This window comes from Pseudoalteromonas sp. P1-9 (assembly GCF_001399975.1).
GTDB lineage: Bacteria > Pseudomonadota > Gammaproteobacteria > Enterobacterales > Alteromonadaceae > Pseudoalteromonas.
The window spans coordinates 1-7,269 of the sequence record NZ_LKBD01000071.1; the positions used below are offsets into that span (position 1 = coordinate 1).

Below are 7,269 nucleotides of genomic sequence, written 5' to 3' on the forward strand. Positions count from 1 at the left end.
ACAGCCATCTAGGCCATCAGTCCCCTGAAGAGTTTGAGATCCGATATAATTCGGTAAGCTAGGTGTCTAGAATTTCAGGGGAAGATCACAAACCGCATTAAGGCATCAAAAAAACTCAAGTAAATTTTAATTAAGCAAGTAACTTTTTATGATGGACAGCTTCTTGTTATTAATGTCTCTAAGTCATATTTTCTTTCATGGTTTTTAGTGCAAAAATCCAATATATGGTTAACAATAATGCCGTTTTTGAACTTGATATTGTAGGTAATAATGTTCATTTTAAACGCATAAAAATCAGCAATAGCAATAGCATAAACTTTATTATAAAATGCAACCGTTTATTTTATAGGGATATTTTTATGCATTCTGTCATTCGTTTTTTGATACTTTTTTCAGTTTATTTCTTCGCCGCATTTGGTGTGAATGCATCGACGATAGAAGAACGTTTCGACGATAAATATCCTAATTATGGTGTAACCACTTCTACTTATCCCTCAAGTAATGGCAATAAAATTGCCTATAGTAAGCGAATCTATGACTCAAGCTCTTCTTTACACGAATCAAAACTATTTGTAAGGGATCTTGGCTCCGAAGTGTTGGAAACCTCAGTTATTACTCCAGCTGATTACCCAATTACAGCATTATCAGTTATTGATAGCTTGTCTAAAGTAGCTTTTACCACAGAGTTTAACGGATTAGTAGATGAACAAGATAGCAATTCATCTGCTGATATTTTCTTTTTGAATTTGTTAAACAACGAAGTAACAAGGCTGCTCGGACATGATTCTCGGCAACTCACACATGGGATTACTAAGGCATGGCCTGTTAAAAATAACAAAGGTATTTATTTTACCTCAAGCTCTCATAATGTATTAGAAAATCAAACGCATTTTAGAGAAGCGTTGTACTATTTAAATCTCGAAACAGGTTTAATAGAGCTAATAATTGAAGACTTCTCCGCTATTAGGCTAGTAAGTATCACTAGTAACGGTAGCTATTTATTATTAAAGAATGCTACTAGTTCAGGCGCGTTAGAAAACGATCAGCTTTATAAACTAACAAAACAAACCAAAGAGATTGTCAGTATCTACCGTACTGAGACGACAAATTACATAAATGATGATCATTTTTTACTGACGAACAGTGGCGAAACTTTATTTTATTTGATGGGAGATAAACTCCATAAAAAAAATATTTCTGAGGTGAGTGGTCAGATAGTTTCAAACTCATTATCAGCAATTTATAAGCTAATTGATGTTAGTACAGATGAGAATGAGATTATTTTTAAGGCTAGGCGCAGTGCTTATCCTGATGCGTGGTTCGGTTCTTCAGATTTAATACAATATTTCAATATTTCTGAGGGTGATATTTTTTTAGTAGGCAAAGGACACTCTAGCCAAGTATTTTTCACTGAGCAGGATGACTATTTGATTGACCGTGGCAGTAGTATTTGGGGTTTAGATATTAATGCCATTCGTAATTCTTCTGTACAGGCTTTTAGTCAAATGCCAAGTGCTGGTTCCGAGATAGGTTATATCAATATTGAATTTCAGGCTATTGAAAATCAGCATGTGGCTATATATCGAAAATCAGAACTTTCCAACAGTTACGAGTTTCTCACACGTGTAACAGGTGTCAATTTTCATGACAAAGTCTCTTCTTCGGATAACTATAGTTATCAACTTTATCCGTGTAATAAGTATTTAAAGTGTGGGACTGTTCCGCAAGAATTAGTGCGATCTGCCATCACCCCGTTACCCGTTACTAAATTGATAGGAGAAAAGTCTAACTACTCAAGAAAGATAAGTTGGACTAAGGTTACTGGAGTTACAAATTACAATATTCAGTATATTGATAGAAATGGTGAAGTAGTTGACTTAGTTACTTCGCAGGATTCTTCAAGTATATCAAATCTTTATAATGACCGAGTTTGGGCACAGATCCGTTCTTGTGCTTTTAATCTTTGCTCTGAGTCTTCGGGTTGGAAAGAAATTCATTTTGGTGACGCACAAAATACTTTATTAGCAAAGTTTGATTCACGTAGCCGAAGTATTAAACTAAACTGGCAATCAATAGCAGGGGCTTCTTACTATAAACTTTATTCTACATATAACGGGCAAAGACGTTATTTGACATCAACTAACAGTAATGAGTTTCTGGACCGAGAGTTTCCAACAAGCTTTGATGATGCTGGATACATTCAATATCGTTTAGAGGCTATTAGTGAACAAGGTGAATTAGTCGAGCTCTATTCTGTATCAGTTAATATTGAACAGGAAACTAATCTCCGCCCTTGGTTTAATGCCGAAATAATAGAGCCTGGTTATGTATATATAAGTTATACTAACCTTAGCGATTTTAATATTGGCTATCAGTTATCATTCTATAAGCGCTACCAAAAGTATGGTCAAAAAGTACTGATTAAATATTTAGATAGCGAATTTAATGGTGTTGTAAAATTTAATGATGCGCTAGATACTACTGAGAGTGAGGTTTACTATACATTAGAGTTGTGTGCGAACGGAGAGTGTGTTTACTCTGAGAAACTGTTAAAAATTGATGAATATACTCAACAAGTTGATTTTAATTTTAATGTCTCTGTCAATTCAGCATCTTCGTTAGCTACCTTATCTTGGCAATTGCCAAATGTCTTTGATGCAAAACTAAGTTATTTAACTAACGGCTCGAGCCGTTATGTAGATGACCAAAATTTGAACTTTCAACATGTACCAATCTCTCCTTCCGGTGAATATGAATTTCAATTGGTTTTAGAATCATTAGGCTTATCTAGTGAAAAAATTAAAATTACACCATCGCTTGATGCTAATTTTAATTCACCAATCAATAGTTCACCGCAAATTAATGCTGAATCTGACTACTCGTATAATTACCTCGGATTTGAAGTAGTCTCAGAAGTGCCTGATAACGCCGTTTATTTAAAAGTATTTAGCGTAAATGACGCAGCAGAGCTTTATCACTTAGAAGATGTTTATTGGCAGCAGGGTTTTTCTTTTTATTCTAATAATTTACGACCCGGCGCGAGTTTGGAGATAAAAGCCCAGTGGTGCAACTATATCGAATGTGGTCCGTTAAGCGAAACAGTTACAGGTACGACTGCTTTTGAAGTGTTAGTGCCAGAAGCTACTGAGCTATTGAGCCATACTGTAGATTTTCAAAGCCGCTCCGCAGCAATCAGCGTAAATTGGGCGGCTTCGGCGAACGCGAGTTTTTATCAATTAGGCACAGCCAGTTATAGCGGTTATCAACCTGGCCCAATTATCACTCGTACTAGTGATTTAACGCACTCTTTTTTCGAAAATTATACTAAACCTAGAGCAGATTATTTTGTGAAAGCCTGCAATGCAGCAGGGTGTTCCGATTGGAGTGCGCCGTACGGTGTGAATTTACTAGGCAAACCAGGTACCTCACCATCTCACCTAGGCAATATCAATAGTCTTCAATACTTTGAGATTGATGATTATTTGCTTGGCTATGTCACAACGCCATCGAGTGAATTTAATTATTCCATTTATGTATCTGAATCGGTCACTGGGCCAAAGCAACTGGTAAAGAGTGATGTTGAAAGCGACTTCGAGTTTCCAAGCCCCGTGCGAGGTAAGCGCTATTATTTCTGGATAGAAAGCTGTTCGCCGTTATCAGTATGTGCAACTTCTGATTTTTATCGCACTTATCAATTACCGGTATTACCGGCAAAATTACCAGCACCAGATGTTCAAGTGTCGTCAGATGCAGTTGGTAAAATTTACGTTAGACCAAAAATTAGCGACTCTCAAACTGATTTGTACGTTAGTTACATAGACCCAGATAGTAAAGAATTAAAACAATACACGGTCCATAATTCAACTAGGGTTTCTTTCAATAACTATTATTGGGACGAATCAATAGATTTCTCATTAAAACAGTGTTTTTCAGATACTGATAATTGCTCAGATTCAATTAACGTTACAGGTAAAGCGCTTGCTCATTATTCAGATAAATATCTAAATAACTCGCCGACTTACTATGATAGGCATAGGTTTTACGCGACCTATGAAGGAAAAAATAATGTTCATCAATTTAGTGAACTGAAATCAGAGCAAAAATTATACACGGATGAGGGATATGAAATATCACTAGATCTTTTTGTACCTTTGTCGATTGTCGAAGCAGGTTATTCTAATTCTTGCTACAGAGAATTATTTTCTGTGCTACCTGACAGCCATTTAGATTACAAACAGAACCAACCGCGTCTTGCATCACTGTTATACGCCTTTAGGGATGATTGCGTAGATTTTAATGGAAATCTATTGGTTGCAAACAGTGTAAGCCTAGTGGTTGCAAATAATGCACCTGTCGTTGTGGAGAGGATGAAATTCAATCAATGGCAGCAATTGCATCTCAAAAAGAATGATAGAGGTAATCAGTTAGAAGCATATATAGATCAGCAGCTTATTGCACAATCGTCAATTGATGTAATGATCGATGAAAGCTTTATGACTCTAGATATGCGTTCAAGTGGTCTTTTATATAGCAATATCCAATTTAATGCATTTGAACGCCTAAAAATAAACCATACAGCACCAAGCAAATTATGGGATATAAGAAGTGTGGTTCAGAATCAGAATGACCTTGGATTAAACATATATCGTCAAGATCATGACTATTTGAAGTTGAAACTGTACGATAATGAAGCTCAAACAGCATTAAACGAACATATCTATCGTAAAAACGAATTACCACTAGTTAATGGAAATTACTACTATTGGAATAAGCTTGCTGTAGCAAATGGGAGCTATAAAATTTCAGTAAATTTCTGCGACGATTTAACAGGCTGTAGTGAAGCGATTAAAGTAGACCAAAACGTTAGATTCTCAATTGCAGCAACACAAATTACATCTGTGGAGGCACTAGATATTCTCGGCTCTGTTAAATTAACTTGGCAAAAAGTAGACTTTGCTGAACGCTACGAAATTTATCTAGCTAACCAAACGTTTAACGGTGGTATTTTAATAGGTACATCTACATCTCTACAAAAAACAATTGCCGATCTTCCTAGCTCTGGTTTTGCTTATGTAATTGCGTGCAATCAGTTTGCATGTAGCCCTCGATCGAACTATGTGGAAGTTATACCCAGTTTAGATAGTGATGGTGATGGTTTATTAGATCATCAAGAAAGGCAGCTCGGCACTAATATACATAATCCTGATAGCGATGGCGATGGCATTTTGGATGGTGAGGAAATTGTTTTGGGAACAGACCCTAATAATGCTGACAGCGATGGTGATAGTGTTTTAGACGGTGAAGATACGAACCCATTACTCAATTCAGATAATGATATGGATGGGTGGAGTGACGATCTTGAAAGTCTTTGGGGATTTGCTTCTAATGATGTGAATGATACTTGGCAAGATACGGATAAAGACGGCCGTCCATTCATTTTGGAAATTTTGGAATCGAAAAACGCTAATGCAAAAGACAACGCGATATTAGGTGAATCAGCGACGTATGTACGTAATCAAGTGATTCAAGCGTATGTGGATGTAATCGCTCGTAACCAAATGCAATCGATTTACTTTGATGAAGTGGATGGGATGACGGAGATTGGACGTCAGTCGAATTTACTATTTGATAATCAAATGTCATTGGTTGATTTATACCATGATTTGTTACTGGACTCGCATTCAGATGCGGACGTATTTAAGTTCTTAGGCAAAGCGTATTTAGCGTGTTTTACGCGTCAAGCAGACCCAATGGGTTTTGCGTTTTACCGCACGAAGATTAGTCTAGGTATTTTCAGTAAACAGCAGGTTGTTGACAGGTTGATAACGTCGCGCGAGTTTACATCGCGTTATGGTTCGGAATTAACGTCAGAAAAATTTGTGACCTTAGTTTACCGTAATGTCTTAAAGCGAGAGCCGGATGACAGAGGGTTAGCAGCGTGGACGAACAAGCTGAACAATGGCACGACGACACGTGGCGAATTGATGCTGCGCTTTATTGAATCGCCAGAGAATGAAAGCAAGCAAGGTGCGGAGCAGTTGGTACGAAGCTTAAGCTTAGTGCTCAAGGGCGAGCGTTTAACGGCGGAAGAGGCGAGTGTTTATACGCAGTGGTATAAGCAAGACGTTGGTGGTTTGAAATCGGTGTTAAGGGCGTATTTAGGCAGTGAGGCTTATTTCTTACGCATGCAACATAGTGTGTCGTTAAAGCAAGATACGGATAATGATGAACGTCCGGATTATGTTGAGCTATTAGAAGGGACATGGCTTACGGTGATGGACAATGACCCGATACAGAATGATGAAGCATTTGTAAAACAGGTGTATCGTGATTTAGCGTCAGAGCAATGGTCATTAAAGGCGATAGCAGATGATGTTGTAGCATTAGGCAATGCGACATCACGGGGCGAGTGGCTAGTGAATTCAGGCATTTTAACGAGTGATGGGTTTGTCGCGGATAAGCAACCGGTAGCGCGTTTGTATTTGAGTGCGTTTTTACGCCCGGGTGATTATAACGGCTTACGCGCATGGCAGAATCGCTATGAGCAGGGGATGAGCTTAGAAGAGATAGCGGAACGTTTTACGCAAAGTGGCGAGTTTAGCTCACGTTATGGTACGTTAAGCAATGGTGACTTTGTGAATTTGTTGTATCAGAACGTGTTTAACCGCAATGCGGATGCAGGTGGTTATAACTACTGGGTAGGGCGCTTAAACAACGGTGTCAGTCGTGGAGTGATGTTAGCGAGTTTAAGTGAATCACGCGAAGGCAAGTTACGTATGGCGAAGAAGATAACAGTATCGCTTTACTATCATTACTTGCTGGAACGTAAGGCGACAAATCCAGAGTTATCAAGTGGCATAGGTTTACTGCATAACAATGATGAAGTCGGTCTATTAAATAGTGTACTGAATCACAGTGATTATGTGAGTCGCTTTTAAGTAGCTACTAAGCATACTAAGTTTAAGCCCGATAGTGCAGTGCATTGTCGGGCTTTTTTATTGTTATTTTTGAATAACAATTACATTAGTTACATAGTCACTTTTTCAAATAGTAAAGCGGCTTGTGGATAAAACAGTAATTGCTTTGATTTAGAGTTTCTCAGCTTAGTTATTCAAACACCTGACTCGCTAGCATGATTAGGTAGATATGATCCTTATTCTTTGTTTGGGAATAAAGGTTCAAATAAAAAGCCCACAACAGAGTGTGGGCTTTGGTAGGTTAGACAAGTAATCAGATTTTTACAGTAGCGTCGTCATCAATGTCTGATTG

The 7,269-nt window shown here is 37.8% G+C and carries 1 protein-coding gene; it reads left to right on the top strand.

The genetic code is table 11. The features are described 5' to 3' along the window. Nucleotides 1-359: 359 nt before the first annotated feature. The gene (locus AN214_RS21270; protein WP_161805710.1) at nt 360-6,938 is read left to right on the top strand and encodes a DUF4214 domain-containing protein; all 6,579 of its coding nucleotides are present in this window, start codon (nt 360-362) and stop codon (nt 6,936-6,938) included. Nucleotides 6,939-7,269: the final 331 nt, after the last annotated feature.